The 2,098-nt window shown below is 40.4% G+C and carries 4 protein-coding genes; 2 read left to right on the top strand and 2 right to left on the bottom strand.

Annotation, left to right across the window (positions count from 1 at the left end):
- The first annotated feature begins 206 nt into the window (after positions 1-206).
- Both ABEB28_RS42340 and ABEB28_RS42335 read left to right on the top strand, forming a co-directional pair.
- The gene (locus ABEB28_RS42340) at positions 207-533 is read left to right on the top strand and encodes a hypothetical protein (RefSeq protein WP_050516389.1); all 327 of its coding nucleotides are present in this window, start codon (positions 207-209) and stop codon (positions 531-533) included.
- Between the two features lie 158 nt (positions 534-691).
- Complete coding sequence (locus ABEB28_RS42335) at positions 692-1,099, top strand: hypothetical protein (protein WP_228733403.1); 408 nt, start codon at positions 692-694, stop codon at positions 1,097-1,099.
- A 485-nt stretch (positions 1,100-1,584) separates the two neighbouring features.
- Here ABEB28_RS42335 and ABEB28_RS42330 read toward each other — a convergent pair whose 3' ends face one another.
- Both ABEB28_RS42330 and relB read right to left on the bottom strand, forming a co-directional pair.
- The gene (locus ABEB28_RS42330) at positions 1,585-1,851 is read right to left on the bottom strand and encodes a type II toxin-antitoxin system RelE family toxin (RefSeq protein WP_004197762.1); all 267 of its coding nucleotides are present in this window, start codon (positions 1,849-1,851) and stop codon (positions 1,585-1,587) included.
- On the bottom strand, positions 1,835-2,059 hold the full coding sequence (relB, locus tag ABEB28_RS42325; protein ID WP_000879771.1) for a type II toxin-antitoxin system RelB family antitoxin: 225 nt from the start codon (positions 2,057-2,059) through the stop codon (positions 1,835-1,837). Before relB ends, ABEB28_RS42330 begins: the two co-directional genes overlap by 17 nt.
- Positions 2,060-2,098: the final 39 nt, after the last annotated feature.

Here is a 2,098-nt window from a genome sequence, read left to right as displayed (position 1 = left end):
AAAGGATCTCAAGAAGATCCTTTAAATGATCGTCAGTTCTGTTATCCCCGGAGCTCCATCCATCCCACGGAAAAACACCCGCCACTGATGCCCTCAGCGCACTGCACATCATGTACAAACCACTCCCTCCCTCCTTTTTTATTGCGTTTCTTAATGCGCAATGGTAGCTTTGTGCGCAACAAAAAACGCAATAGCAAGGGGGGGTAATGAGAGAAAGAACAAATATCATGCTAGATATAGGATTAAAGCAATCCTTACAACGGCTTTCGAATAAAACCAAAATGAGTCTAAGTGATCTTATTAACCAGAGATTATCAGGTTCACTTTCAGTTGAAGAACGCATTGGCGAAAAGCCTGAATGGATGAGAAACCTTGATCCCTATCTCGCCAATCACTTTTCAAATATTGAGTTACCGCTCCCTTCACCATTAAAAGAATACCAAGAAAAAATGGATGAGATAGATTCAATTATTAATGACATGATGGTTCTAAAGGAATATTTCAGAGCTAAGTTTTACGACGAAATAAAATAGGCACGCTATACGGAGGCGGAGAATTATGTTTTTTAAACGGTATTTAACGGAGAAGGAAATATACAAGGCANCCAATTGTTAGGCTTCAAGGGAGAGTTAACACTTCATTACGTTTTTTATCCAAATACTCAGATGTAAACAAAAATGGATTAATTGCATTGCATCTTAATTTATTACATTTTATCTCATACAACATACACGGTGTAGAGTCTCTGAAAATCACTCAAGCAGGCATAAACAAAGCTGTACAACAAAGCCCTCACGCAGATGAAATAAAAAATATTGCGCAGGCAATAGGACGCAAAGGACCTGAGTACATCGAAGGATTAATTAGAAACCCATGGGGGAAGAAAAATGATAATCCACTAATATTTATAATGAGCATTGAAGAAAGTATAAAAGAAACCCTTAACTCAGGTTATATGTTATATAGAGTAGCTCCCATAACTGAGGGTGAAGCAGCTGCTTTCATGGATGTTCTTAAACAATTATTATTATTTGAGGATAATTTTCGCCTTTTTGGTAGAGACTTGGTTTATAAAATAGAAAAATTAAAAATCAGATAACAAAGTATGGTGAACGAAAAATGAAAGAGAGGATAGTGAAATGTGTAATACCAAGATTCTCAACTATGTATTGGTTAATTGCGTTCCTAGCATTTATATTCCCCGGTCGATCTTTTGCTGACGGTTACACCGCTTACTACCGATGTAATGGTACTCAGGAAGCATCTCTTACTGTTAAAGATAACAAACTAAGTATGGTTGTAGGTCTTTCTAAGTTTAATAGGCAACTGGATACTTATAGATTCAAAGAAAAGGGAATCGAAGTAGTAATGCAGAGAGCTGCTTCTGATGATAACTCTGAGGCCATAATGTCTTTTATTATGCCTGACGTTAACAATATGACCTTATTAGTTAAAAATAACGGCTACATTATCGTTAAGACAACCTGCTGGTTAACTAAAACCGACAAACAGTAGAACACGTAGTTAGTCGAGTATTTACCATAATACCTGTTGTCGGCATCAAAAAAGCCCGCATAGCGGGCTTCAGTCGTAAACTTCGCGGCGATGTCCAATCGTGGCGGCAAGGATAACAAGCTCGTCATCTCGGATCTCACACAGAACGCGATAATCTCCCACCCGATAGCGCCAGAACTCGCCCAGCTCACCTTTGAGCGGCTTCCCTGACTGGCGAGGATCGGCAGCAACTGCAATGCGTAAACTCATAAAATCCACAATCCGTCGTGCGTTCTGTTTGTCCATCTTGCGTAACGATTTGAGCGCCCGATCGGAATAGTTAATCGTCCAGACCAAGTGACTTCCTCACGTCTTCAGACGAATGCACTGCTTCATCACCACGGCGAACGCGTGCAGCAGTTTCTGCTGAAAGATAATAATCCTCCAGGTCTTCCAGATGCGCCAGTATTGCTTCCCGCGCATAAAACGTCTTTGTTCTGCCGGTTTGCTTCGCCAGCGAGTCCAGACGGGACTCAATCTCATCAGATAACCGGATAGCAAGCATATAAACCTCCCGAACACCATTTGCTATACATGTATATCA

The sequence above is a fragment of the Cryptosporangium minutisporangium genome (assembly GCF_039536245.1).
Taxonomy (GTDB): Bacteria; Actinomycetota; Actinomycetes; order Mycobacteriales; family Cryptosporangiaceae; genus Cryptosporangium; species Cryptosporangium minutisporangium.
This window is presented reverse-complemented; position numbering and strand designations above follow the sequence as displayed.